The 24,989-nt window shown below is 65.8% G+C and carries 18 protein-coding genes; 11 read left to right on the top strand and 7 right to left on the bottom strand.

Annotated features, from left to right (window positions below):
* Window positions 1-60 precede the first annotated feature (60 nt).
* From lolA to HG421_RS08355, 3 genes are all read right to left on the bottom strand, one after another.
* Entirely contained in the window at window positions 61-690 is a 630-nt protein-coding gene (gene lolA, locus HG421_RS08365; protein ID WP_169706006.1) for an outer membrane lipoprotein chaperone LolA, read from the bottom strand.
* 106 nt (window positions 691-796) lie between these two features.
* On the bottom strand, window positions 797-2,719 hold the full coding sequence (locus HG421_RS08360; protein WP_169706005.1) for a DUF3857 domain-containing protein: 1,923 nt from the start codon (window positions 2,717-2,719) through the stop codon (window positions 797-799).
* Window positions 2,720-2,845: 126 nt separating this feature from the next.
* Window positions 2,846-5,203 carry a DNA translocase FtsK gene (locus HG421_RS08355; RefSeq protein ID WP_169706004.1) on the bottom strand — a complete coding sequence of 786 codons (2,358 nt, stop codon included), beginning with the start codon at window positions 5,201-5,203 and terminating at the stop codon, window positions 2,846-2,848.
* 284 nt (window positions 5,204-5,487) lie between these two features.
* Here HG421_RS08355 and trxB point away from each other — a divergent pair, with 284 nt between their 5' ends.
* The 4 genes from trxB (at window position 5,488) to infA (ending at window position 8,906) form a co-directional block, all read left to right on the top strand.
* Window positions 5,488-6,456, top strand: coding sequence for a thioredoxin-disulfide reductase (trxB, locus tag HG421_RS08350; protein WP_169706003.1), 969 nt, complete (start codon window positions 5,488-5,490; stop codon window positions 6,454-6,456).
* A 57-nt stretch (window positions 6,457-6,513) separates the two neighbouring features.
* Entirely contained in the window at window positions 6,514-7,632 is a 1,119-nt protein-coding gene (locus tag HG421_RS08345) for a GNAT family N-acetyltransferase (protein WP_169706002.1), read from the top strand.
* A 225-nt stretch (window positions 7,633-7,857) separates the two neighbouring features.
* On the top strand, window positions 7,858-8,607 hold the full coding sequence (aat, locus tag HG421_RS08340; protein WP_169706001.1) for a leucyl/phenylalanyl-tRNA--protein transferase: 750 nt from the start codon (window positions 7,858-7,860) through the stop codon (window positions 8,605-8,607).
* Between the two features lie 80 nt (window positions 8,608-8,687).
* Window positions 8,688-8,906 carry a translation initiation factor IF-1 gene (gene infA, locus HG421_RS08335; RefSeq protein WP_002813418.1) on the top strand — a complete coding sequence of 73 codons (219 nt, stop codon included), beginning with the start codon at window positions 8,688-8,690 and terminating at the stop codon, window positions 8,904-8,906.
* A 186-nt stretch (window positions 8,907-9,092) separates the two neighbouring features.
* On the opposite strand, the gene clpA is transcribed toward infA, so the two are convergent.
* Complete coding sequence (clpA, locus tag HG421_RS08330) at window positions 9,093-11,375, bottom strand: ATP-dependent Clp protease ATP-binding subunit ClpA (protein ID WP_169706000.1); 2,283 nt, start codon at window positions 11,373-11,375, stop codon at window positions 9,093-9,095.
* Window positions 11,376-11,517: 142 nt separating this feature from the next.
* Entirely contained in the window at window positions 11,518-11,838 is a 321-nt protein-coding gene (clpS, locus tag HG421_RS08325; RefSeq protein ID WP_029219836.1) for an ATP-dependent Clp protease adapter ClpS, read from the bottom strand.
* 235 nt (window positions 11,839-12,073) lie between these two features.
* Here clpS and HG421_RS08320 point away from each other — a divergent pair, with 235 nt between their 5' ends.
* The 5 genes from HG421_RS08320 to HG421_RS08300 all read left to right on the top strand — a co-directional run bounded on the left by HG421_RS08320 (window position 12,074) and on the right by HG421_RS08300 (window position 15,991).
* A complete protein-coding gene (locus HG421_RS08320) occupies window positions 12,074-12,532 on the top strand; it encodes an NUDIX hydrolase (RefSeq protein ID WP_169705999.1) in 459 nt (152 codons plus the stop codon).
* On the top strand, window positions 12,529-13,665 hold the full coding sequence (gene mnmA / locus HG421_RS08315; RefSeq protein ID WP_169705998.1) for a tRNA 2-thiouridine(34) synthase MnmA: 1,137 nt from the start codon (window positions 12,529-12,531) through the stop codon (window positions 13,663-13,665). The genes HG421_RS08320 and mnmA overlap by 4 nt, the downstream gene beginning before the upstream one ends.
* Window positions 13,665-14,279, top strand: a complete 615-nt coding sequence (hflD, locus tag HG421_RS08310; protein WP_169705997.1) for a high frequency lysogenization protein HflD — start codon at window positions 13,665-13,667, stop codon at window positions 14,277-14,279. The genes mnmA and hflD overlap by 1 nt, the downstream gene beginning before the upstream one ends.
* A 147-nt stretch (window positions 14,280-14,426) precedes the next feature.
* Window positions 14,427-15,617 (top strand): methyl-accepting chemotaxis protein, encoded by a 1,191-nt coding sequence (locus HG421_RS08305; RefSeq protein WP_169705996.1) that lies wholly within the window; start codon window positions 14,427-14,429, stop codon window positions 15,615-15,617.
* Window positions 15,618-15,703: 86 nt separating this feature from the next.
* Window positions 15,704-15,991, top strand: coding sequence for a hypothetical protein (locus HG421_RS08300; protein WP_169705995.1), 288 nt, complete (start codon window positions 15,704-15,706; stop codon window positions 15,989-15,991).
* Between the two features lie 766 nt (window positions 15,992-16,757).
* On the opposite strand, the gene HG421_RS08295 is transcribed toward HG421_RS08300, so the two are convergent.
* The gene (locus HG421_RS08295) at window positions 16,758-19,544 is read right to left on the bottom strand and encodes a bifunctional diguanylate cyclase/phosphodiesterase (RefSeq protein ID WP_211161795.1); all 2,787 of its coding nucleotides are present in this window, start codon (window positions 19,542-19,544) and stop codon (window positions 16,758-16,760) included.
* A gap of 119 nt (window positions 19,545-19,663) precedes the next feature.
* Here HG421_RS08295 and HG421_RS08290 point away from each other — a divergent pair, with 119 nt between their 5' ends.
* Both HG421_RS08290 and HG421_RS08285 read left to right on the top strand, forming a co-directional pair.
* Entirely contained in the window at window positions 19,664-21,796 is a 2,133-nt protein-coding gene (locus tag HG421_RS08290; RefSeq protein WP_169705993.1) for a PAS domain S-box protein, read from the top strand.
* A 3-nt stretch (window positions 21,797-21,799) separates the two neighbouring features.
* Entirely contained in the window at window positions 21,800-23,521 is a 1,722-nt protein-coding gene (locus HG421_RS08285; RefSeq protein WP_169705992.1) for an EAL domain-containing protein, read from the top strand.
* 137 nt (window positions 23,522-23,658) lie between these two features.
* On the opposite strand, the gene HG421_RS08280 is transcribed toward HG421_RS08285, so the two are convergent.
* Window positions 23,659-24,885 (bottom strand): ATP-binding protein, encoded by a 1,227-nt coding sequence (locus HG421_RS08280; RefSeq protein ID WP_169705991.1) that lies wholly within the window; start codon window positions 24,883-24,885, stop codon window positions 23,659-23,661.
* Window positions 24,886-24,989 lie beyond the last annotated feature (104 nt).

Here is a 24,989-nt window from a genome sequence, read left to right as displayed (position 1 = left end):
CGCTCGCAGGCACAGCCGCTCGCTGCACCCTTGCCTTCATCTCGCGCGCCGCAGACGCTTCTACTGCGCGTCGCCCACCACATCCACCCCCTTGGCCGGCGTGTAGCGGAAGGTGTCTGCGGCGAATGCGGGGTTGCGCTTCCAGCCGCTGAAGCTGATGGCCGTGCGCTGCCCCACGGCATCCACCACCTCCATCTTTGCCAGGCCGTCCTTGCCGAATCCCAGCGCGGCCATCTGGAAGCTGGCTTCGGTGTCGACCTTGGGCGTCAGCGACAGCCACTGCAAGCCATCGCGCGGTGTGGCCTCTTCACTGACGTCGTACTGCTTGTCCAGGCGCGCGGGGTCGATCAGGGCGACCAGCGGGCTGTTCTGCTCTTCGCTGCCCTGCGCGCGTACGGTCACCTGCTCCAGATCCGGGTCGAACACCCAGACCTTCTTGCCGTCAGCCACGATCAGCTGCTTGTAGGGCTTGGCGTATTCCCAGCGGAACTGGCGTGGCGCCGACAATGCCACCCGTCCGCTGGAGCGTTCCTTGACCCGGCCGTTGGCATCGCTGACCTGCTGGTTGAACTGCCCGTCCAGGCCTTTCAGGCCACGGGTAAAGGTATCCAGCTCCTGACGCGCACCGGCAAAGGCGGTACTGGCGAACAGGGCGGTGGCAAGGACGGCATAACGGAGCTGGCGATGCATCGCGGTCTTCCAGAAAGGAGTACGTCAATTCTGAAGCTTCGTAGATGAATGGGCGAGCGCCATCGCGTCCATGCGTTCATGTCAGGCCCGCGCTCATGCTGCGCGCTCACTGCGCAGTCTGCACCTTGCTCAGGTCGCCATACACGATCTGACCGCGAAAGCCCCGCCGCACCTGTTGGTACAACTCGCGGAACGCGCGGTAATCCTGCGGCTGGCACAAGGCCTGCGACCCCCCTACGGCAGCGCGCTGCAGCCGGTGCACGGCGGTGACGGTCTGCCCCTGCCGTGTCCATTCCACCGCATATTCGCCGGCCGCATTGCGGAACCGGCTGCTGCGCGGGATGGCGATGATGGGCACGGTGTCGGGCAAGGTCACCACGTAGGTTTCCTCGCGCACGCTGTCGTTGCAGTAGAACGGGGTCAGATTGTCTTCGGCCGAGGTGGTCGTATACACCGCGCGCGTGGATTCGGCGCCAGGCATGTCAGGCAAGGTCATGCCGCCGACCACGGAAAAGTCCACCGCGTCGCTGGCCTGGAAGCTGTAGCGATAGTTGAACGGCGTATCCAGATCCAGCGGATCGCCCTGGATCAGCAGATCGCCGGTGCCGACGAAGCCGGACTGGGCAATGATCGATTCCTCGATGCGGTTGCGGTTCTGCGCATTGAGCTGCACGAACATCGCGCGCAACCCCACTTCGCCGGTCTGCCCGCTATCCAGCGTGGTCAACCCCTGCAGCCCCCCTTGCGGGGTGAAGCGGTATTCGGTCCGCGCAACGTAGCGATTGACCTTGCGGTCGTTCGGCGGCGTGTGGGTGAGCTTGCCGTCGCGCGTATGCACCACCGGCGCGCCCAGATCGCCGGCCGGCAGCTGGCCGAAGCGCGCATACGGGTTGGTGGAATCGACGTACAGATCGAAGGCAGGGATATAAGTGATGGCGTGATTGAAACGCCCCAGCACCGGGATCGCCGGCAATGTCGGCCCGCCCTCGGCACCGATCAGCACCGGCGTACTGGCGATGCCCTTGGCCGCCAGCAATGCCTCCAGGATCACCGTGTGGTCCTTGCAGTCGCCATAGTGGTTGGCCAGGATGCTGTCGGCACTGTTGGGCTCCAGCCCGCCATTGCCCAGGTACACCGCCACGTAGCGGATATTGCGCGCGACCCATTCGTACAGGGCCGCCGCCTGTGCACGCGGCTCGTCGATGCCCTTGGTGACCTGGTCGGCCAGTGCCTGGATCGCCGGGGTGACCGCTGCGGCGCGCCCGCCCTTGACGTGATACGCCAGGCCCATCTGCGACCAGCTATCGAAGGTGCTGGCCATCAAGGTGGGGCTGAACTCCCAGCTCGCCGCGCTCCAGTTCTGGTTCTTCATCGGCGCGGTGCGCTGGTACCGCCATTCCCAGCGCGCCTGATCGCCGCGCACCACCGGTTTGGTGCCGCCCTGCAGCCCACGCACCGACAGATGCATCGGCAACGACTTCGGCGCCACCAGCGTGACCACCGCATCGTCGTACTGCGCAAAGACGCTGAAGGTCTCCCACAGGCTGAAATAGCCAGGGAAGTACGGGGTGTTTTGCGCCCGCCGCACCCGGTAGACGATGCGCGCCCCCGGGGCCAGGTTCGGGAACACCACCACCTTGACCTTGCGGTCGGCGTACATCGCCGCCGAGGCGCTGGAGTAGCTTTCCTGGGTATAGATCTTGTCGCTGGCCACGTCCTGGCGCAGGCCCTCGGCGGTGACGGTGTAGGCCTGAAGCACCTCGAGCGTCTCCATCTTCTCGCTATAGCTCAGGCGCACCTGGCTGAACTGCTCCACCGCCGACTTGGTCTTGAGCAGGATCTCGTACTCGTCGGTCTCCACGCTGCTGGCGTCGGCGCGCACCTCGTAGTCGGCGCGATAGCGCACGAAGCTGTAGTTGGTGTCGGCCTGGGCACGAGCGGCCGCGGGAGCAGGCGTGGCCTGCTGGGCATGGGCCAGCAGCGGCGCGGAGAGCAACAGCACGAGCAACAGCAAGGGACGATGCAGCATGGGTCTCGATCACGACAGGCCAAGGTGGCGCGTACTGCACAGGGTAGCGGTTGTGCCCGGCAATGACAGGCATGGACTTCCAACTCTGCCGCACCGACGCCCCGCAGGGCGGCGATGACCGCTGCGCTACTTCGGCGGCGGTGGCGCCAGTACGCTGCGGTCGCCGTTGTGCTCGGGCGGGCTGACCACGCCGGCCGCTTCCATCGCCTCGATCAGGCGCGCGGCGCGGTTGTAGCCGATCTTCAGGCGACGCTGCACGCCGGAGATCGAGGCGCGCCGGGTTTCGGTGACGATGCGCAAGGCCTCGTCGTACAAGGGGTCGGACTCGTCACCACCACCGCCACTGCTTTCCGGCAGGCCGGTGGCGCCGACCACGGTGCCATCGCCCATGGTCTGCACCTCATCCAACACGCCCTCGACATAGGACACCGGCCCGCTGGCCTTGAGATGCTCGACCACCCGATGCACTTCTTCGTCGCTGACGAACGCGCCATGCACGCGATCCGGCAGCGCGGTGCCCGGCGGCAGGTACAGCATGTCGCCGTTGCCCAGCAGCGCTTCGGCACCGGACTGGTCCAGGATGGTGCGCGAGTCGATCTTGGAGCTGACCTGGAACGCGACGCGGGTGGGGATATTGGCCTTGATCAGGCCGGTGATCACGTCCACCGACGGCCGCTGCGTGGCCAGGATCAGATGGATGCCGGCCGCACGCGCCTTCTGCGCCAGGCGTGCAATCAGTTCTTCGACCTTCTTGCCGACGATCATCATCATGTCGGCGAATTCGTCGATGAAGATGACGATGAACGGCAGCGTCTCCAGCGGCCGCGGCGCTTCGCCCAGCTCCGGGTTCGGCTTGAACAGCGGGTCCATCATCGGCTGGCCGGCGTCGATGGCGTCCTTGACCTTCTTGTTGAAGCCGGCCAGGTTGCGCACGCCCACCGCGCTCATCAGCTTGTAGCGGCGTTCCATCTCGGCCACGCACCAACGCAGGCCGTTGGCGGCCTCCTTCATGTCGGTGACCACCGGCGCCAGCAGATGCGGGATGCCCTGGTAGACGCTCAACTCGAGCATCTTCGGGTCGATCATCAGCATCCGCAATTCCTTGTGCGAGGCCTTGAACAGCAGGCTCAGCACCATCGCATTGACCGCCACCGACTTGCCCGAGCCAGTGGTACCGGCCACCAGCAGATGCGGCATGCGCGCCAGGTCGGCCACGGTCGGGCGGCCGGCGATGTCCTTGCCCAGGGCCAGCGTCAGCGGGCTGGCCGACTTGTCGTATTCCTTGGAGCGCAGCAGCTCGGACAGGAAGATCATCTCGCGGCTGACGTTGGGGATTTCCAGGCCGATCACCGACTTGCCCGGAATCACGTCCACCACGCGCACCGACTTCACCGACAGCCCGCGCGCGATGTCCTTGTCCAGCGAACTGATCTGGCTGACCTTGATGCCCGGCGCCGGCTCGATCTCGAAACGGGTGATCACCGGACCCGGGTAGGCCCCAACCACCTGCGCCTCGATGCGGAAATCCTTGAGCTTGAACTCGATCTGCCGCGACAGCGTCTCCAGCGTCTCTTCCGAATAGCCCTTGGCCTGCGGCTTGGGGTCGTCCAGCAGCGCCAGCGGCGGCAGGTCCGAGCCATCGGTGCTCACGCCCTGGAACATCGGAATCTGGGTGTCGCGCTTGGCGCGCTCGCTCTTTTCCACCACCGGCGCCGGTGGCGGCTCGATCCTGACCGGCTCACGCTTGGCCTGCTTGACCGCATCGACCTTGCGCACTTCCTCGCGCTCTTCGCGCATCACCCGGGTCTGCTGCCACTCGCTGGCCTGGTGGGTCTTGCGCTGCATCAGCGGTCCCAGCGCCAGCACCCACTTGCCGATCCGCTCCATCACCGCGAACCACGACAGCCCGGTGGCCAGCGTGATCGACACCAGCAACAACACCACCACGAACAGGTTGGCGCCCAGCGCGCCGAAGCCGGAGCTGAGCGAGCCGCTGACCAATTTGCCGACAATGCCACCAGCCTCCGCCACCTCGCCCTGGAACAGGCGCAGATGCAGGAATCCGGTCGATGAGATCAGAAAGCCCACCATGCCGACCAGCCGCAGCGCTGGCCCGAGATCGCTCTGGCTCTGCTCCTCGCGCTCGCCGATCAGCGCGATCCAGGCCACCGCACCCAGGATTACCGGCAACAGGAAGGCCACGTAGCCAAATAACTGCAGCAACACATCCGCCGCCATGGCACCGAACCGGCCGCCCATGTTGTGGATCGGCGCGACCAGATTGCCGGTGCGCGACCACCCTGGATCGGTGGCCGAATAGGTGAACAGGCTGGCCAGCAGATACAGCAGCAGCGGCGCCACTGCGATCAATGCCAGATCGCGCCACAGCTTCTGTCGGCGCGGATTGTCCGCCACCGCCGTCTTGCGCGACGACGCCTTGCCCTCTGCGGGCTTGCTGCTGCGTTCGGGAACCTGCTTTGCCACCTGTAGCCAGACCTTAGAAAAATGCTGTTAGTGGTTGATAATAAACGACTGCGGCTGCGGTTACAGTAGTCGGGCGAGCGCCGGCTGCCGCGGCGGGCGGCAGTCAACGAAAAACGCCGCACAAGGCGGCGTCGGACATGCAACGTGGGTGGACCATGCCATCTGCGGTTCAAGCAGTTCCATCGCGCCGCCTTGATTCACCGGGTGGGGACCGCCACTCTATGCCGCCACGGGGACGCCATCGTGCCGGCGCCATCCCACCAATTCCTAGATCGCGAGTATACATGAGCGCCTCTTCTGCCAGTCCCGCCAAGCATTCCCGCCTGCTGATCCTGGGCTCCGGCCCGGCCGGCTGGACCGCCGCGGTCTACGCCGCACGCGCCAACCTCAAGCCGGTGGTCATCACCGGCCTGCAGCAGGGCGGCCAGCTGATGACCACCACCGAGGTGGACAACTGGCCGGGCGACCCCCACGGCCTGATGGGCCCGGACCTGATGAACCGCATGCAGGCGCACGCCGAGCGCTTCGACACCGAGGTGATCTTCGACCACATCCACACCGCCGACCTGTCGCAGCGCCCGTTCCGGTTGATCGGCGACGGCGCCGAGTACACCTGCGACGCGCTGATCATCGCCACCGGTGCCACCGCCAAGTACCTGGGTATCCCGACCGAAGAGACCTTCAAGGGCCGCGGCGTCTCCGCCTGCGCCACCTGCGACGGATTCTTCTATAAGGACCAGGACGTGGTCGTGGTCGGCGGCGGTAACACCGCGGTGGAAGAAGCACTGTACCTGTCCAACATTGCCCGCAAGGTCTACCTGGTGCACCGCCGCGACACCCTGCGCGCGGAAAAGATCATGCAGGACAAGCTGTTCGCCAAGGTCGCCGCCGGCAAGATCGAAACCGTCTGGCACCACGCAGTGGACGAAGTGCTGGGCAACGATGCCGGCGTCACCGGCGTGCGGGTCAAGTCCACTATCGACGGCAGCACCCGCGACATCGATGTGCACGGCTTCTTCGTGGCCATCGGCCACCACCCCAACACCCAGTTGTTCGACGGCCAGCTGGCGATGAACAACGGCTACCTGGAGATCCGCTCCGGCCTCAACGGTGCGGCGACCGAGACCTCGGTGGCCGGCGTATTCGCAGCCGGCGACGTGGCCGACCAGCACTACCGCCAGGCGATCACCTCGGCCGGCTTCGGCTGCATGGCGGCGCTGGATGCCGAGCGTTATCTCGACAAGGGTGCCTGAGGTGACCATCGACCGCCGGTCGCGCCCTGCGACTGGCCTGCCCTGCGGGCTGCGCGAATGAGCGTCACCGCCCGCTGGTGCCGTCGGCTGGACGAATTGCCGGCCGGCGCCTGGGACGCGTTGCACGATGGCACGCACCCCTTCATCGGCTACGCGTTCCTGCAAGGACTGGAGCGCGAAGGCTGCCTGCGCCCGGACTGGGGCTGGAATCCGCTGCATCTGACCCTGTGGGAGGGCGACACGCTGGTCGCCGCTGCGCCGGGCTACCTGAAGAACAATTCCCACGGCGAGTTCGTATTCGACCATGCCTGGGCACACGCGTACGCGCGTTACGGGCAGGCGTATTTCCCCAAGTGGCTGTGCGGGGTGCCTTACTCACCGGTGACCGGCCCACGCCTGCTGGGCGCACCCACGTGGCGGCCACACCTGCTGGCAGCGATGCGCGAGCTGGTCGAGCGCAGTGGCCTGTCGTCGGCGCATGTGAATTTCCACCGGGCAGACGAAGACACCGCCTTTGACGGCGATTGGCTGGAACGCAACGACCTGCAGTACCACTGGCACAACAGCGCCGGCTGGACCGACTTCGAGACATTCCTCGGCGCCATGGACCACAAGCGGCGCAAGAACATCCGCCAGGAGCGGGCCAAGGTGCAGCGCGCCGGTATCCGCATGCGCGTGGTCCACGGTGACGACGCGAGCCAGGACGACCTGGCCGCGATGTATGGCTTCTATCTGAAGACCTTCAACGAGTACGGCAATTCGCCCGCACTCACGCCGCAGTTCCTGCAGCATCTGGCAAAGGCCATGCCGCGCCAGCTGGTGATGTTCCTGGCCGATCTCGACGGCCGCCCGATCGCCGGCGCGCTGTGCCTGCGCGGCCACGACACCTTGTACGGGCGTTACTGGGGCGGCGACACCCTGCCCGGCCTGCACTTCGAAACCTGCTACTACCAGGGCCTGGAATACTGCCTGCGCGAAGGCCTGACCCGCTTCGAGCCCGGCGCGCAAGGCCAGCACAAGATCGCGCGCGGCTTCCTGCCGACGCTGGTGCGCAGCCGCCACTGGATCGCCGACCCCGGCTTTCGCGAGCCGCTGGCGCAATGGTGCGCGGACGAGCGCGTGGCGGTTGCCCAGCATGCCCTCGAACTGGCCGAGCACAGTCCGTTCCGCGACTGAACCAGTGCGCCGACTTCAGCGGGCAATCCGCTGATCCATCCGCCCGAGGTAGATGCAAGACTGAGTAAAAGTCGCCACCAAAACTATGGCGCAGCGGCTAGTAGGCGGGCATGGCCGATGTTCGGACTCGGCATGCACCAGGCGCAAACCCAGGTGCTGAGCGCGCCATCCACCCTCACCCGATGACGGCTCGCTAGGTTCTGGTCGCCGCTCTAAACTCGCCGGATGTCGCGCACCCTTCCCTTCCTGCTTTCCGCCGATCCCACCGCGCCGTTTCCGCCTGCAGAGCAGGCATTGCGCGAGCCGGATGGCCTGTTGGCGATCGGCGGCGACCTGTCGGTGCCGCGCCTGCTCAATGCCTATGCGCATGGCGTATTCCCCTGGTTCTCCGATGGCCAGCCGCTGCTGTGGTGGAGCCCGGACCCGCGCATGGTGTTCCGCACCGACGGCGTGCGCCTGTCCTCGCGCTTCAGGCGTCAACTGCGTACCAGCACCTGGACCGTGCGCGCCGATACGGCGTTCGAACACGTCATCGCAGCCTGTGCCGCAATACCGCGCGCGGGCCAGGATGGCACCTGGATCACCCGCCCCATGCAGCAGGCGTACATCGGATTGCACCACCTCGGCCATGCGCATTCGCTGGAGGTCTTCGATGGCGCACATCTGGTGGGCGGCATCTACGGGGTGGCGATCGGCCGGATGTTCTTCGGCGAAAGCATGTTCAGTGCGCGCAGCGGCGGCTCCAAGGTGGCGCTGGCCGCCCTGGCTGCCGACCTGCATGCGCGCGGCTGGCCGCTGCTCGACGCGCAGGTGGAAAACCCGCACCTGCTGAGCCTGGGGGCAGAACGGCTGCCGCGGACTGACTTTCTGCAGCAGGTAAGGCAGCAAGTGGCGCAGCCGGAGCCGGCAGGCAATTGGTCCGCGCGCTACGGCCAGCGGCTGGCGCGCGAGTTGTGTGATGCGCGCTTAACATAAAATTTGCACCACGGGGAGATGGGGCGTAAAATGCCGTCCCTTACGGCCCTGTCGGGCCAGCCGTGATTGCACAGGATTACATGTCGAAAGACGACTCCATTGAATTCGAAGGCAGTGTCAGCGAGACGCTCCCCAACACCACGTTCCGGGTCAAGCTGGAAAACGGGCACGAGATCATCGCCCACATCTCCGGCCGCATGCGCAAGAACTACATCCGCATCCTGACCGGCGACCGGGTCAAGGTCGAGATGACCCCGTACGACCTCACCAAGGGCCGTATTACCTACCGCATGAAGTAAGCGGTTTTGGTGCTGAGACGCGAGGCGGCCCATGGCCGCTTTTTGTCGTGCCTGCAAGTGGGCACTCGAACGCGGAAGATGTGGGCCTGGCGGTCTCGGTGCTCCGGAAGTCAGCAGGATCAGCAGGACCGGCAAGCACAAAAAAAGCCGCTCGCAAGAGCGGCTTTTTGCTGATCAGGATTGCGATCAGTCGACCGTGGCAGGCAGCAAGCGCTCCGGCTCTGGATGCGCCTCCACCACCAGCTCGCCATCCTTGACGTCGATATTGACGCGGCCGCCTTCCACCAGTTTGCCGAACAACAACTCGTCGGCGAGCGGGCGCTTGATCTTCTCCTGGATCACGCGCGACATCGGGCGTGCGCCCATCAACGGGTCGAAGCCATGCTGGGCCAGCCAGTCGCGCGCGGTCGGGGTGGCCGACAGCGAGACATGCTTTTCCTGCAACAGCATTTCCAGCTCGATGATGAACTTGTCCACCACGCGCAGGATGTGGTCGAAGCCCAACGGCTGGAACTGCACGATGGCATCCAGGCGGTTGCGGAACTCCGGGGTGAACCCGCGGCGGATCGACTCCATCGCATCGGTGGAATGATCCTGCTTGGTGAAGCCGATCGACCGCCGCGATGCCTGGGTGGCGCCGGCATTGGTGGTCATCACCAGAATCACGTTCTTGAAGTTTGCCTCGCGCCCGTTGGTGTCGGTGAGGATGCCGCGGTCCATCACCTGCAACAGGATGTTGAAGATGTCCGGATGCGCCTTCTCCACCTCGTCCAGCAGCAGCACGCAGTGCGGGGTCTTGACGATCTTCTCGGTCAGCAGGCCGCCCTGGTCGAAACCGACGTAGCCCGGAGGCGCACCGATCAGGCGGCTGATCGAATGCGGCTCCATGTACTCAGACATGTCGAAGCGCACCAGCTCGATCCCCAACTGCAGCGCAAGCTGCTTGGTGACCTCGGTCTTGCCCACGCCGGTCGGGCCGGCGAACAGGAAGTTGCCGATCGGCTTTTCCGGGTTGGCCAGGCCGGAGCGTGCGAGCTTGATGGAGCCGGCCAGTGTCTCGATCGCCGGGTTCTGCCCGAAGATCACCATCTTCAGATTGCGCTCCAGATGCTGCAGCACGTCCTTGTCGGTTGCGCTGACCTGCTTGGCCGGAATGCGCGCCATCTTGGCAATGATGGTCTCGATCTCCTCGATGTCGATCAACTCCTTGCGCACGCCGTCGGGCAGCAGACGCTGACGCGCGCCAGCCTCGTCCATCACGTCGATGGCCTTGTCGGGCAGCAGGCGGTCGCCGATATGCTTGACCGACAGATCCACCGCAGCCTGCAGCGCATCGTCGGCATAGGTCACGCCGTGGTGCGCCTCGTACTTGGGCTTGAGGCCCTGCAGGATCTCGAAGGTTTCGCCGACGGTCGGCTCGACGATGTCGATCTTCTGGAAGCGGCGCGCCAGCGCACGGTCCTTTTCGAAGATGCCGCGGTATTCCTGGAAGGTCGTCGAGCCGATGCATCGCAGCTCGCCCGACGACAGCGCCGGCTTGATCAGGTTGGACGCATCCATGGTTCCGCCGGACGCCGAACCGGCACCGATGATGGTGTGGATCTCATCGATGAACAGGACCGCGTTCGGCACCTTCTTGAGCGCGCTCAGTACGCCCTTGAGGCGCTTTTCGAAGTCGCCGCGGTACTTTGTGCCGGCCACCAGCGCACCGAGGTCCAGCGAGAAGATCACCGCATCGGCCAGCACCTCCGGCACGTCGTTATCGACGATGCGCTTGGCCAGGCCCTCGGCGATCGCGGTCTTGCCCACGCCGGCCTCGCCCACATACAGGGGGTTGTTCTTGCGGCGGCGGCACAGCACCTGGATGGTGCGTTCGATCTCGTCGCCACGTCCCACCAGCGGATCGATCTTGCCGTTGCGCGCCTGCTCGTTGAGGTTGGTGGCGTACTCGGCCAGGGCATCGCCCTTGCCTTCGCCTTCCCCACCCTCGCTCTTGGGCTCGCCGTCGGACGCCGAGGGCTGCTCGCCGTCTTCGCCCAGCTTGGCGATGCCATGGGACAGGTAGTTGACGATATCCAGCCGGGTGATGTCCTGCTGGTTCAGGAAATACACCGCGTGCGAGTCCTTCTCGCCGAAGATGGCGACCAGCACGTTGGCACCGGTGACTTCCTTCTTGCCCGAGGACTGCACGTGGTAGACCGCGCGCTGCAGCACGCGCTGGAAGCCCAGGGTCGGCTGGGTGTCGCGGCCGTCGTCCTCGGCCAGGCGCGACACCGAGGCCTCGATGGCCTGCTCCAAATCGTTGTGCAGGCGCAGCTGATCCGCACCGCAGGCCTTGAGTACGGCCTGGGCGGAGGGGTTGTCCAGCAGCGAGAGCAGCAGGTGCTCGACGGTCATGAACTCATGACGCGCCTCGCGTGCTCGCTTGTAGCACTGGCCGATGGTTTGCTCTAGGTCTTTGCTGAACATTGGTCACTCCGAACGGCTGTTGCCAACAATATGCGGCTTTTGTCGGGATTTTCCACAACCCTATCGGATAGGCACGTTCAGACGGCGTTAGCACGCGATTGCAGTCACACTGTTGCGCTGCTGGAATGATCCGAGAACTGCCTCAGCTCTGTTCCATCGTGCACAGCAGCGGATGCTGGTTCATGCGCGAAAACTCGTTGACCTGCGCAACCTTGGACTCGGCGACTTCGCGGCTGTAAACCCCGCAAACGCCGCGCCCGCGGGTGTGGACGTGCAACATGACCTGGGTGGCGCGCTCCAGGTCCAGGTTGAAAAACTGCTGCAGGACGGTCACCACGAAGTCCATCGGGGTGTAGTCGTCGTTCAGTAGCAATACCTGGTAGCGCGGCGGTGGCGCTACCTCAGGCTTGCTGGCTTCGACCGTGAGGCCGTGATCGTGTTCGTGGGAGGTCTTCCGAGGCATCCGGTCATTATACGGTTCATCGCCGCGCGCATTGGACGATTTGCGCCGCGGCCCGCACAATTTGTCTCTGATTCCATGGCTCGCCCTTGATGACCGATTCCCTGACCGCGCCGGCCCTGGCGCCGTCGACGACCGCCGACACGCGTCGCTGCACGCCCCGCCCCGCCCTGCGCCCTTCCGGCTGCCGTCCTGCCGCAGTGCCGGGCGGTGCGCTGCCGTGCACCGGAGTCTGCCCGTGAGCGTGCAGGAACAGCGCTGGCACCCGGACGTCACGGTGGCCACCGTGGTGGTGCGCGACGGACGCTTGCTGCAGGTCGAAGAACGCATCGGCGGCCGCCTGCTGCTGAACCAGCCAGCCGGGCACCTGGAGCCGGATGAAAGCCTGCGCGACGCCGCCGTGCGCGAAACCCTGGAAGAGACCGGCTGGGACGTGCGGCTGACACATTTCATCGGCACCTATCAGTGGCTGGCGCCGACCGGCCAGTGTTACCTGCGCTTCGCCTTCGTGGCCGATGCGCTCACCCACCACCCCGAGCGCAGCCTGGATACCGGCGTGGTGCGGGCACTGTGGATGACACCGGAGGAATTGCGTGGCGCCAGCGAGCGCTTGCGCAGCCCCCTGGTGTGGGAGGTGGTGGCCGACTACCTGGCCGGGCAGCGGCACCCGTTGGCGCTGGTACGGCACCTCGCATGAGCACGCCACGCATCGTGGTTGGCGTGTCCGGCGGGGTGGATTCGTCGGTGGCGGCCTGGCAGCTGGCGCAACAGGGCGAGTCGATCGCCGGGCTGTTCATGCAGAACTGGGCCGACGACGGCAGCGGCGACTGCCGCGCCGAAGACGACCGCCGCGACGCGGTCGCGGTGTGCGGGATGCTCGGCATCCCCTTCCATTTCCGTGATTTCTCCGGGCAATACTGGAGCGGCGTGTTCGAGCACTTCCTGGCCGAATACGCGGCCGGGCGCACCCCGAATCCTGACGCACTGTGCAACCGCGAGGTCAAGTTCAAGCATTTCCTGGACGCCGCGCAGGCGCTGGGCGCCGAGCGGATCGCCACCGGGCATTACGCCCGGGTTGCGCACAGCGGCGGGCGCTGGCGACTGCTGCGCGGTGCCGACCGGGGCAAGGACCAGAGCTATTTCCTGCACCAGCTGGGGCAGACCCAGCTGGCCGCCACCCTGTTTCCGATCGGCGAGCTGGAGAAAAGCACGCTGCGCCGCATCGCCCAGGACGCCGGCCTGCCGACCCACGCCAAGAAGGATTCCACCGGGATCTGCTTCATCGGCGAGCGCGACTTCCGCGAGTTCCTGGGCCGCTACCTGCCCGCGCGCACCGGCGAGATCCGCGACCCGCAGGGGCAGCGCATTGCCGAGCACCCCGGCGTGTTCTATTTCACCCTGGGCCAGCGCGAAGGCCTGAACATCGGCGGGGTGCGCGGCCGCGCGGCGGCGCCGTGGTACGTGGTGGGCAAGGATGTGGCCAGCAACGTGCTGTACGTGGACCAGGACCGCGACAGCCCGCTGCTGCAGTCGCGCTGGCTGCAGTCCGAGCCGGCCCATTGGGTCGCCGGTGCGCCGCCGGCGCGCCGCTTCAGCTGCACCGCGCAGACCCGTTACCGGCAGCCGGACGAGCCGTGCACGGTGGAGGTACAGGACGACGGCAGCGTGCAGGTACGCTTCGAGCGGCCGCAGCGGGCGGTCACGCCCGGGCAGTCGCTGGTGCTGTACGACGGCGAGCAATGCCTTGGCGGCGCGGTCATTGCCGCCACCGATGCGCCGCTGGAGCGTCGATTGGCAGGATCTTCTTCTTCCCCCGAGGGTGTGGCTTGATGAGTGTTTCCATGGATCACCGTGTGCTGGCGCTGGCCGGCGTTGCCCAGGCCCTGCAGCAGGTGCGGCGGATCGCCGAAACCGGGCATTCGGAGGCCGCCACGGTGCGCACCGCCATCGACAGCGTGTTCCGGGTGGATGCGGCCTCGCCGGAGGCGGTGTACGGCTCGACGGCGGCCCTGGCGCCCGGCCTGCGCCTGCTGCACGACTACTTTCGCAACCAGGGCCAGGACGAGGTGTTGCCGCGGCTGGCGCTGGCGGTGTTGCAACTGGAGCGCCGCTTCGTGCGCGACGACGCGACCGTGGCCACGGTCTCCAGCGGAATCGATGCAGCGGCGCGTCAGGCACACAGCCTGGGCGACAGCGCGCATCCGGATGTGTTGAGCTCGCTGGGCGGGCTCTATGCGCAGACCATCAGCCACCTGCGTCCCAAGGTCATGGTGCAGGGCAACCCGCACTACCTGGGCCAGGCCGGAGTGGTGGCCGAGATCCGCGCGCTGTTGCTGGCAGCGGTGCGCTCGGCAGTGCTGTGGCGGCAGATGGGCGGCAGCCTGTGGGATTTCCTGTTCGCCAAGCGCGCGATGAGCGAAGCGGTGGATCGCGCACTGCGGTAAGCGACGCCAAAATACCGGATGAAGGCGCCCGCAACGGGCGCTAGCGCCTGCCAGTGACGGCGGCAGACGCGAGACGAGATGGCGATCGTCGCTAAAGACCACGGGGGCAGTGCCGATACAGCAACCGTGACTCTGCCGAGAACGCCCATGTATTCACGTCCACTCATCCGTCTAGCCGCTCCTCTGGCTCTGACCTTGCTGTTTCCCTTCGCTGTCGGATTCGACTGGCCCGCTTCGGTGCGCTGGGCGATCCTGGCGACCATGACCCTCAGTTGGCTGGGTTTTGCTGCCTGGGTGACCTACTCCCAGTTCCGGCCCAATCCGGACCAGGCACGCATCCTGCGCGAGCAGGACCAACTGCTCAACGAACTGCGTACCTTCGTCAGCAACGAAGTCGACGGTTCGCGCTCGGAAGTCGAGCGTGCCCGCGAACTGATCCGCCAGGCCGTGTCCGGCCTGGGTGGCAGCTTCGAAGCGATGAACCGCAAGTCGCGTCAGCAAAGCCAGGCGCTGGCCCGTATCGTCGACCGTGCCGGTGACGACGGCAGTGCCGGCGTCGACGTCGCCCGCTTCGCCCAGCACGCCAGCTCCCGCATGGAGCAGTTGGTGGAAGCGCTGGAACAGGTGAGCGGCCAAAGCACCAATACCGTCCATCACATCGATGAGATGGCCCAGCATCTGGACGGCATCTTCGCGCTGCTGGAAGACGTCAAGTCGATCGCCGACCAGACCAACCTGCTGGCCTTGAACGCCGCCATCGAAGCAGCACGTGCCGGTGAAGCCGGTCGCGGCTTCGCGGTGGTCGCCGACGAGGTGCGCAACCTGTCCGAACGCTCCACCACCTTCAACGAGCAGATCCGCAAGCTGGCCCACAGCTCCAAGGAATCGATCGCCAAGGTGCGTGAAACGGTCTCGCAGCTGGCCTCGCGCCACATGGACCGCTCCCGCGAGGCGCGCCACGAATCGGCCGCCATGCTGGAGAACGTCGCCCAGATCAACGCCTCGTTGGGCGATGGCATGCGCGAAATCTCCGAGTGCGCCCGTGCCATCGACGGCAGCGTGGCCGAAGCGGTGCGTGCCCTGCAGTTCGAGGACATCGCCACCCAGACGCTGAGCGGCATCCACACCCACCTCGATCGCCTCACCGCGATCAACCGCGAGGCGGTGGCGCTGCAGGAACTGCTGCATCGCAATGGCGGCGTGTACGACAGCGATCTGGTCGCCGCGCTGGCCAAGGTGTCCAACCGCCTGCGCGACATGCGCGTGGAGTGGGAACGCCCGCCGCACAAGCCGGTGGCGCAGCAGGGCATGGGCGCCGGCACGGTCGAGCTGTTCTGAGACCGATGCCGCCCCGCATCTCCTGATTCCGACATTCCCCGGCCTTCCGGGGATTTGTCGTTCCGCAATGACCTGGTGTTCCGCTGATGACGCTTCTCGCCCCGACCATCGACAACGCCCCCACCGCTGCGCTGCAGGCAGCGGCACTGGCCGCCGCGCAAGCCGAGCGCATCGCGCAAAGCAACGCGGCCAAGCCGGCGCTGCGACGCGTGCGGATGCCGGCTGCGCTGGAACGGCTGGAGCTTGCCGCCCTTGCTGAAGTCAAGGCGCTGATCAATCCGCGCCGCGGGTGCAGCGAAGACGAGTTGCTATTCGCCACCGTGGCCTGGGACCTGGGCCTGGACGGCGCCGCGGTCAGCGCCTCCGGACGCTGATGCGATCCCGGCGGGGCGTGCCTCGGCAGGCGCCCCGCCGGCTTGTTTGCACTGCCCGAGGGTTGATGCTTTTGCGGCATCTCTTGCGATCCAAGACGGCTTTGCCGCTAGCCTTGCCGACAGGCGTGGCTTTGCGCACCTGGTAGCGATCAATTGCGGCATCGGGGTGATCTCGTCCCTTGCATTTCTGCACTTCTGCGTCTGCACGTCTGCACGTCTGCACGTCTGCACGACGATTTTTCGACAGAACGTGGTGCGTCGATCGACACGACACGATTGGGGCGACTTGGCGCAAGGGGATCAGGCACCTGTTGCTTCGTTGCAGGGTCCTTGCCCGCCCACCCTCGCGGGACACGCTGCAAGTACGTCCTTGCAAGCTCCTTGGCGGCATCCATGCCGCCAAGCGTCCCGCGAGGGTGGGCGGGCAAGCACCAGTCACGATGGTCGGTGCGCAACGTTTTCGACAAGCGACCGGCGAACCGCGTGACGCGGTGTTCTCGTTCTTCAAGAAAGCCGCCAGCCAACTGTCTGGTGCGGTGTCCTCACCGAGTGCGGAACCATCGGCGCAAGGGATGCCAACAGGTAGCTACCGTCACGGCAGGTCCCGGCAAGGATAAGGTCACGGCGCCTTTGGGTGTGCTGGGTTTGGCCGCAACCAAGCGCCGCAACGACTCGCAAGCTGCTGTCTTCAATCGTTGGGCAAGGCGCATGGATCGCGCATGGTCCGCTGCGCCGCGGCGTGGTGCACGCAACGCTGCGCACTGCGTCAGCTGGCGATGACCAGCCGCGCGCCCAGCCGCATGCCGGCCTCGGCCTCGCGCAGCCACTGCGCCATGTCGCGCGGCGACAGCGGGCGTGAGTAGAAATAGCCCTGGATTTCGTCGCAACCCTGCTGGCGCAGCAAGGCGTCCTCCTGCACCGTCTCCACGCCTTCGGCGACCACCTGCATGCCCAGCGCGTGACCCAGATGCACGATGGCCTGGGTGACCTCGGCAGTGTTGGCGTCGTCGAGCATGCCTTGTACGAAGCTGCGGTCGATCTTCAGGCGCTGCACCGGGAAGCGATTGAGGTAATGCAGGTTGGAGAACCCGGTGCCGAAATCGTCCACCGCCAGCAGCACGCCATTCTGTTCGAACAGTTCGAAGCAGCGGCGCAGCGAGTCCGAATCGCGGATCAAGGCCGATTCGGTCAGTTCCAGCTCCAGCCGTGACGGCGACCAGCTGTTGTCGCGGCAGATCTCCAGCACGCGCTCGGCAAAGCCGCGCTCGCGCAACTGCACCGCCGACACATTGACCGCGATGCGGCTGAAATTGAGCCCGGCGCGATCCCAGACCACCGCCTGGCGGCAGGCTTCGCCGATGACCCATTCGCCCAGGCGCACGATCTCGCCGCATTCTTCGGCGATCGGGATGAATTCGGCCGGGCTGCACGGGCCATGGCCGGGTCGATTCCAGCGCATCAGCGCTTCGATTGCCGGCGAGGCATCGCCCACGGTGTTGACCAGCGGCTGGTAGACCAGGGTGAATTCCTCGCGCTCGAGCGCGCCCTGCAGCGCATGTTCGAGCTCCAGGCGGCGCTGCGCACGCAGCAGCACGTCCTGGCTGTAGTAATGGAAGGTGTTGCGGCCGGATTCCTTTGCCGCATACATCGCCGCATCGGCAGCGCGCAACAGGCTATCGAAGTCCGACAGGCCCTCCCCTTGCAGCGCGATGCCGATGCTGGCGCCGAGCTTGAGGGTGACGTGGTCCTTGCGCAGCGGTTCGCCCAACGCGCTGATCAGCTTGCGCGCCACGTGGCCGGCATCTTCCGGCTCGGACAGGTCGCGCAGCAGCACGATGAACTCGTCGTCGCTGAAGCGGCCGAACAGGTCGCTGTTGCGCAGGTGCTGGTGCAGGCGTGCGGAGGCGAGCTTGAGCAGGTTGTCGCCGGTGGCATGACCGAACGAGTCGTTGATGCTCTTGAAGCCATCCAGATCGATCAGCAGCATGGCCATCAACTGGCCACGCTCATGCGCTTCACGGATGGCGTTTTCTGCCTGCTCGCGCAGCAGGAAGCGGTTCGGCAGGCCAGTCAGGCGATCGTAATGCGCCAGCAGTTCGATGCGTTCGTTGGCTTCGCGCTCGCGGGTGACGTCGCGGAACAAGGCCACGAAGCGCGGCGGCAGGCCTTCGCGTCGGTCCAGTTCAATAAGGACCTGCACCCAGATGCGCTGGCCGGAATTGCGATAGAAGCACAGCTCCAGTTGCTCGGGCAGGCCGCCGTCGGAAATGCGCAGCAGCGCCGCTTCGAACGCATCGCGCGAATCCTGGGTGTACAGCGCCAGCGCCTGCTCCAGGGTGATGTTTTCCTTGCGCAGGCCGTGGATGCGGTAGCACTCCTCGGTCCACTGCATGCGGCGGGTGTCGACCTCGATCTCGCAGCCGCCGATCTTGCCCAGCGCGGACACGCGATTGAGCAACTCGGTGCGCCAGCGGATCAGGGCGTCGGTCTGGCGTTGTTCGGTGACGTTCTGCAACTGGCCAAGCACACGCACCATGCTGCCGTCGCCATCGAAGACCGGCTGCGCCCAGACCCGCAGGTGATGCGGATTGACGCCGAGCAGGCCGTTGACTTCCAGCTCGAAATGCACCGGCAGGCCTTCATGCTTGATCTTGCGCCAGGCACTGCGCAGGTGCGCAACCGACGGCCGGGCGAGCAGCCGCAGTAGGTCGCGGATGCCCCGCAGACGCAGCTGGTCCATGCCGAGCTGCTGCAGGAAATCCTGGGAGATCCAGAGCTGGTCCTTCAACGAATCCCAGCTCCAGCTGCCCATGCTGGCGATGCGCTGGGCTTCCTCCAGCTGGGCCTGCTGTTCGCGCAGTTGCTGCTCGAGCAATTTCTGGTGGTGCACATCGGTATGCGTGCCGACCATGCGCAACGGGCGGCCATCGGCGGTGCGCGACACCACGCGGCCGCGATCCAGGATCCAACGCCATTGGCCATCGTGCTGGCGCAGCCGGAATTCGGCCACATAGGTATCGGTGCGACCATCCAGATGCGCCTGCACCGCGGCACTGACGTGCGCGTGATCATCGGGATGGATCAGGCCGGAAAGTGCGGTGAGGTTGTTCGGCAGCGGCTGCTCGGAATAGCCGAGCATGCGGGTCCAGCGTTCGGAGCGGTACACCACGTCGGCCGGGATATCCCAGTCCCACAAACCGTGGTCGGCACTGTCCAGGCCCATTTCCCAGCGGCTGGTGCCATCGGCGCCCATCGGCTCGGGAATGCTCAAGGTGAAGGCCATCACCTGGCCATGCTCGTCGCAGACCGCGCGCAGCCAGCCTTCCAGCCGGCCGCCCCCGGTGCCAGGCAGCACGCAGGCGGTCATGCCGCCGCTGTCGGCCACCTGGGCCCGACTGCTTTCCAGCACTTCGGCGTATGCGCCGAGGGTTGCCGGCAGCCCGAGGGACTGCGCAACGCGATTGGCCGCCAGGGGCTGGCCATGCGCATCCAACAACACCACCGCTGAGGTCAGCGGGTGCTGCAGCATGCTTGCAATGACGCCTGAGTCCACTCTGGAACACTCCGAAGGATCGACCCCTGGCTCGGAGTCGCAATGGATAACGGCCGTTCGGCGGATTAGTTGAGGCACCTGTTGCGGGCGCGACCGAACCGGGCGCAGTTGCGGCTAAGATGGCCCCATCGCCAGCTCCTGAGGTCGTTCGCGGACCCATGCATCAACCTGCCGCCGCGCCCGTATTCTCGTCCCCTCCCGTTTCCCGACTTCGCCTGGCCGAGCGCCTGCAGCAAGGCCTGTGGACGCTGACCGGCCTCTACCTGCTGATCGGCGTGCTGTGGCTGCTGCTGGGCAACCGCCTGCTCAACCTGGCCGGTGCCGCCACACCGGAGCGCTGGTCCGATGCCAGCTTCTTGCTGCTTTCCAGCATCGTGATCCATCTGGTGCTGCGGCGCTTCGTGGCCTTGATCGTGGACGAGCATGCGCAGCTGGCGCAGTCCGAAGAACTGCTGAACGCCAAATTCCTGGCGCTGCCCAGCCCGGCTTTCATGTACGACCTGGCAAGCATGCGCATCCTGGATGCCAATCCTGCGGCGCTGGAATTTTTCGGTTGGGAGCGCGACGAGTTCCTGCAGCAGACGCTGGAGGCGATCTGGCCCAATGCCGATGGCGAGCGGCTGGAAGAGATCATCACCCAGATCCGTGGCAAGGGCGATGCCACCTGCGTGCTCAACGAAGATCTGATGACGCGCAGCGGACCGCGGCATGTCGAGGTCCGCAGCAACCAGCTGCATCTGACCAGCGGCCCTGCCCGCCTGGTAGTCACGGTGGACCGCAGCGAAGAGCGGCAGGCACAGCAACTGCGCGACGAGGCACTGAAACGCCTGGAAGAAGCGCAAGGCATCGCGCGGCTGGGCTCGTGGCAGCTGGATCGGGCCACCGGCCTCGGCCGCTACTCGTCGGCGGTCTATCGCATCCTGGGGCGCAGCGTGCCGATGCACCGCCGCGAACATCGCTTGGAAGAACTGCTGACCGCCTCCGACAGCGCGACCCAGGTGCGGATCGAACGCATGATCGAAGACATGTGCACCGGCGGCGAGGTGCAGATCGACGTGCTGCTGCCGCTCACCGGCGGCGATTCGCAGCCACGCACGGTGCATCTGCGCGCCGAGAGCGTGACCCTGCCCGGCGGTGCCCGCCATGTGCACGGCACCTTGCAGGACGTGAGCGAACGCGAGCAATCGCGGCGCCTGCTGCGTGAGCGCGAGGAACAATTCCGCGAGCTGGTGCGGGTACTGCCGGATGGCGTGCTGATCCTGGCCGACGAGCACGTGATGTACGCCAATGCCGCCGGTTCCACCCAGTTCGGCTTCCAGGGCGAGACCATCCTGGGCGAACCGCTGCAAACCCTGGTCAGCGACACCGACCTGCCCATGGTGCGCGAGTACCTGCGCGCCGGCAGCGACCGCAACGACCCGGTCTCCAGCGCACGGGCGATGCGTCGCCGCGATGGCAGCACCTTCTACGCCGGCTTGTCGGCCGGCGATATCCGCTATGGCGGGCGCAGCTGCAAGCTGCTGGTGGTGCGCGACCTGAGCGAACCCGAGCGCATGCGCGATGCGCTGGCCGAGAGCAATGCCGAGCTGCAGGCGATGGCCAAGCGGCTGTTCTCGCTGCAGGAAGACGAGCGCCGCGCCATCTCGCGCGACCTGCACGACGACATCGGCCAGGCGATCACCGCGATGAAGTTGTCCGCGCATGCGGCGCTGGACGAGCTGGACCCGGATGCGCGCCGTGAGGATTTGCTGGAAGTGGTGTCGCTGGCCGATTCCACCGTGACCAAGCTGCGCAATCTGTCGATGCTGTTGCGCCCGCCGCAACTGGATGCGCTGGGCCTGGAAGCGGCCTTGCGCTGGCAGGCGTCGATGCTGTTCCGCGCCTCGCAGGTGCGGCTGGAGCTGGATATACAGCCACTGGACGTGCGCCCCGGCAACGAAATCGAGCAGGCCTGCTTCCGGATCGCCCAGGAAAGCCTGACCAATGCGTTGCGTCACGCCTGTGCAGGCGAAGTGCGCATGCGCCTGCACTCGATCGACAGCACCAGCTTCAGTCTGGAAGTCAGCGACGATGGCGATGGATTCGAGCCCGAGGGTCCGCGTGGACTGGGGCTGATCGTGATGCGTGAGCGTGCGCAAACCGTCGGCGGCGTGCTCGCGATAGAATCGGCTCCCGGAGCAGGCACGCGCGTGACGTTGCGCCTGCCCTATCACCCGGCCGGCGAGTCCGTCCACGAAGATGGTGGACGTTGAGTCATGTGGAGCCCTGTCATCCCGCCCGGACTGGAAATCGTCAAACCGACACGCCTGGGCGCAGGCAATCCCGAATTGCTGCATCTGGTGGATGCGGCCGCGTCCGGCGGCCTGCCGCTGATGATCTTCCACGTCGACATCGACCACTTCGCCTCGATCAACGAGAACATGAGTGGCGAGGTCGGCGACCAGGCGCTGACCCTGGCCGCGCGCCGCCTGCAGGAGTTCCTGGGCAGCCGCGGCAAGCTGTGGCGCCACGGCAGCGACGAGATGATCATCGTGGCGGTGCGCCGCGACGACACGCCGTTGCCGGAGGATTTTGCCGAGGAGATCCGCCAGCAGCTGGAATTGCCGCTGTCGGTGCTGCCGTACACGCTGTTCATGACCGGCAAGGTCGGCATCAGCCTGTGTCCGGAGCACTCCACTTCGCTGTCCACGCTGCTGGATTACGCCGAGGAAGCCAGCTACCAGGCCGCGCGCGAAGGCGGCAACACGGTGCGGCTGTACACGCGCAACTCCGCCACCAACGCGCATAGCGAAAGCATCATTGCGCGGCAGATCGTCGATGCCATTCCGCATGGCGAGCTGCGCCTGCGCTATCAGCCGCTGGTGAGCGCCCGTGACGGCCGCATCGTCGGCATGGAGGCGCTGCTGCGCTGGCAGTCGCCGACCCTGGGCATGCTGGTACCGGAGCGCTTCATGCGCACCGCCGAACGGCTGGGCGTGATCGTGCAGATCGGCGAATGGGTGCTGCAGAACGCGGTGCGCCAGGCGCGGCTGTGGCGCGACCAGGGTTTCGACGATTTCAGCATTGCGGTCAATGTCTCCACGCTGCAGCTGTTGCGCCCGGGCTTCTTCAACGAAGTGATGGCGATGCTGCAGACCGCCGGCGTGCCGGCGCAGTTCGTGACCCTGGAGATCAACGAAAGCGCGTTGACCAACAACGTCAACTTCGTCCACGAGACGATGGCCAACCTGCGCAATGAAGGCATCAGCCTGAGCCTGGACAACTTCGGCACCGGCGATTCCAGCCTGAGCGCGCTGGTGCGCTATCCGGTGGACCGGCTGAAGATCGACCGCAGCTTCATCAAGAGCGCACCGGCCGGCAGCCGCGAGGCGGCGATCGCGCGCGCCATCATCGCCATGGGCCACCAACTCGGCATGACGGTCATTGCCAATGGCGTGGAATCGCAGGCGCAGCTGGGCTTTTTGCGCCGCAACGATTGCGACATCTTCCAGGGCTATCTGTTCGGCGAGCCGATGTCGGCCGAGTCGGCCGGCATGGCATTGCGCCGGCGCTATCTGCGCCCGGAGTCGTTCGCCGAAAGCCGCCCGGACCGCACCCTGCTGCTGCTGGACGACGAAGAAAACGTGCTGCGCTCGCTGGTGCGCCTGTTCCGCCGCGATGGTTATCGCATCCTGGCCGCCGGCAACGTGCGCGACGCCTTCGACCTGCTGGCCACCAACGACGTACAGGTCATTCTCTCGGACCAGCGCATGAGCGACATGAGCGGCACCGAGTTCCTGGGCCGGGTCAAGATGCTCTACCCCGACACCGTGCGCCTGGTGCTGTCCGGCTACACGGACCTGGCCACCGTCACCGAGGCGATCAACCGCGGCGCGATCTACCGCTTTCTGACCAAGCCCTGGAACGATGACGAACTGCGCGAGCACATCCGCCAGGCGTTCCGCACCCATGACGAGCTGCGAAATGGCCGGGAGTAGGGAATCGGGAATGGGGAATCGGTAGAGCAGACCCCAGCCAGCTTGTTGCTTGTCAGGCCCGCAGCTAAAACCGAGCGACCGACCAACCGCTTTTACCGATTCCCGATTCCCGATTCCCGATTCCCAGCGCGCCAGCGCTACTTCGGCTGCCGGATCGGAAGCGTGATCCGGAAACTGGCGCCCTGCCCCGGGATGCTTTCCACGTCGATGCGGCCGTGGTGCTTGTTGATGATGCCGTAGGAGATCGACAGGCCCAGGCCGGTGCCGCTGCCCACCGGCTTGGTGGTGAAGAACGGGTCGAAGATGCGCTGCAGCAGATCCGGGGCAATCCCGGCGCCGCTGTCCTGGAACTGGATCCAGACGTTTTCCGCTTCGTCGCGCCCGGTGGTGACGGTGATCGTGCCGCGCTCGACGATCGCCTGGCCGGCGTTGAGCAGCATGTTCATGTAGACCTGGTTGAGCTCGGACGGCAGGCACTCCACCAGCGGCAGTTCGGCGTAGTTGCGCTCCAGGGTCACCTTGTACTTGAGCTCGTTCCAGATGATGTTGATCGTGGATTCGAGCCCGGCATGCAGGTCCACCATCTTCCACGACTCGGAACGGTCCGAGTACGAGAAGTCCTTGAGGTCGCGCACGATGCGGGTCACCCGCTCGATGCCTTCGCGCGATTCGGCCATCAGCTGCGGCAGGTCGCGGCTGATGAAGTCGATGTCGGCGCGGTTGCGGATTTCGTCGATCTCGGGAATCAGCGCCTTCGGATCCGGCGCCTGCAGCGCGCGCTCGTAGGCTTCGATCAGGGTGAACAGGCTGCGCAGATATTCCTGCAGGCTGCCGAGATTGGAGTGCACATAGCCGATCGGATTATTGATCTCGTGCGCCACGCCGGCGGCCAGCTGGCCGATGGAGGCCATCTTTTCCGACTGCAGCAATTTGTCCTGCGCGCCGTTCAAGCGCATGTAGGCCTGGCGCAGCTCGGCGTGACGTTGCTGCAGCTCGCGCTCGTAATCCTGCTGGCCTTCGATGTTGTGGAACAGCGCCAGAAAATGGCCCACGCCCTGTGCTTCGTTGTAGTACAGGTGCGCAATGACCACGCGATCGGCCACCGGCAGGCTGCCGGTCCAGCTGCCCTTGCTGCGCGCCTGGTTCAGCGCGTCCGAGGGCAGCACCTGCGAGATTCGCTCGCCCAGATTGCGGTCGTCGGTGGGGTCTTCCTTGCACAGGCTTTGGCGTGCAACGGCGTTGGCCAGAATGAGCTTTCCGTCTGCGCGGAACAGCAGCACACCCTCCAGCATCTGGTCGCCGAAGGCGCGCAGGATATCCGAGGACGGCAGTAAGGCTTGATTGAGAAAAAACTTGGCGGTCACGGGAGCAGGCGGCGTAGAGGACGCCTCAATATACGCCGAACCATCGACGCGCCGTATCGCCAGTTGGCGTTACCCGGCGGTGTGTCGCAGGCCAGACAATGCCT

Source organism: Xanthomonas campestris pv. badrii, assembly GCF_012848175.1.
GTDB classification, from domain to species: domain Bacteria; phylum Pseudomonadota; class Gammaproteobacteria; order Xanthomonadales; family Xanthomonadaceae; genus Xanthomonas; species Xanthomonas campestris_C.
Note: the sequence above shows the minus strand (reverse complement) of the source record. Positions and strands in the feature narration are given on the sequence as shown.

Bases quoted from the DNA above. Each gene is read 5' to 3' on its own strand.
- lolA (WP_169706006.1), bottom strand. From the start codon at position 690: ATGCATCGCCAGCTCCGTTATGCCGTCCTTGCCACCGCCCTGTTCGCC.
- HG421_RS08360 (WP_169706005.1), bottom strand. From the start codon at position 2,719: ATGCTGCATCGTCCCTTGCTGTTGCTCGTGCTGTTGCTCTCCGCGCCG.
- trxB (WP_169706003.1), top strand. From the start codon at position 5,488: ATGAGCGCCTCTTCTGCCAGTCCCGCCAAGCATTCCCGCCTGCTGATC.
- HG421_RS08345 (WP_169706002.1), top strand. From the start codon at position 6,514: ATGAGCGTCACCGCCCGCTGGTGCCGTCGGCTGGACGAATTGCCGGCC.
- aat (WP_169706001.1), top strand. From the start codon at position 7,858: ATGTCGCGCACCCTTCCCTTCCTGCTTTCCGCCGATCCCACCGCGCCG.
- infA (WP_002813418.1), top strand. From the start codon at position 8,688: ATGTCGAAAGACGACTCCATTGAATTCGAAGGCAGTGTCAGCGAGACG.
- clpA (WP_169706000.1), bottom strand. From the start codon at position 11,375: ATGTTCAGCAAAGACCTAGAGCAAACCATCGGCCAGTGCTACAAGCGA.
- clpS (WP_029219836.1), bottom strand. From the start codon at position 11,838: ATGCCTCGGAAGACCTCCCACGAACACGATCACGGCCTCACGGTCGAA.
- mnmA (WP_169705998.1), top strand. From the start codon at position 12,529: ATGAGCACGCCACGCATCGTGGTTGGCGTGTCCGGCGGGGTGGATTCG.
- hflD (WP_169705997.1), top strand. From the start codon at position 13,665: ATGAGTGTTTCCATGGATCACCGTGTGCTGGCGCTGGCCGGCGTTGCC.
- HG421_RS08305 (WP_169705996.1), top strand. From the start codon at position 14,427: ATGTATTCACGTCCACTCATCCGTCTAGCCGCTCCTCTGGCTCTGACC.
- HG421_RS08300 (WP_169705995.1), top strand. From the start codon at position 15,704: ATGACGCTTCTCGCCCCGACCATCGACAACGCCCCCACCGCTGCGCTG.
- HG421_RS08290 (WP_169705993.1), top strand. From the start codon at position 19,664: ATGGCCCCATCGCCAGCTCCTGAGGTCGTTCGCGGACCCATGCATCAA.
- HG421_RS08285 (WP_169705992.1), top strand. From the start codon at position 21,800: ATGTGGAGCCCTGTCATCCCGCCCGGACTGGAAATCGTCAAACCGACA.